The organism is Vibrio sp. 1249-1, from assembly GCF_033340495.1.
This window is the reverse complement of the sequence record NZ_JAWOWJ010001227.1, coordinates 1-505: the sequence shown is the minus strand read 5'-3', so window position 1 is coordinate 505 and position 505 is coordinate 1. Positions and strand designations below refer to the sequence as shown.

The window sequence follows — 505 nt, the reverse complement described above, 5'->3', positions numbered from 1 at the left end:
AAATCTGGGCTCATGAATAAATACGACTTCCTTTGCTGATTTTAGAGATACCGACCTTTCGTTCCTTAGGTCATTGTAGTTGTTGGCTTGGGTTTACTTCGCTCAAAGGCTAAGGCTTCAAACCGAATGACTACTGGCATGGTTGTGATTAAATGAGTTTAGGTGATATGAAGTAGCAGATAAAACAAAGCGCAGCGATTGCTGCGCTTTGTAGAACTGTCGAAGTTTAGTTAACTCGACGCACTTGGATGATCATTCCCATTAGAGGGTTGTCTAAGTAGTGCGTTTCGCTGCTTTTCATGCGGCGTTTTTGATCCAATCGGTAGCTCTTTAAGAAGGTTTCTTCAGTCACCGTTGGTGAGATTTCTGCGAGGTTACCCACTTGAACGTTGCCGTCAACATCACCGAGTTCATCATTCAACTGGTCAGTTGATTTAGACTCAAAGCGAACTTCACGAACGCTTGGTTCACGCAAATCCAGTGTGGTTTCTGCAAACAAGTAATG

Annotated in this window: 1 protein-coding gene; it reads right to left on the bottom strand. The window is 43.4% G+C overall.

Going from position 1 to position 505, the window contains the following annotated elements; genetic code table 11:
• Window positions 1–226 precede the first annotated feature (226 nt).
• Window positions 227–505, bottom strand: a 279-nt coding sequence (locus R7Z50_RS31410; protein ID WP_318150263.1) for a CsiV family protein, incomplete at its 5' end; no start/stop codon positions are given.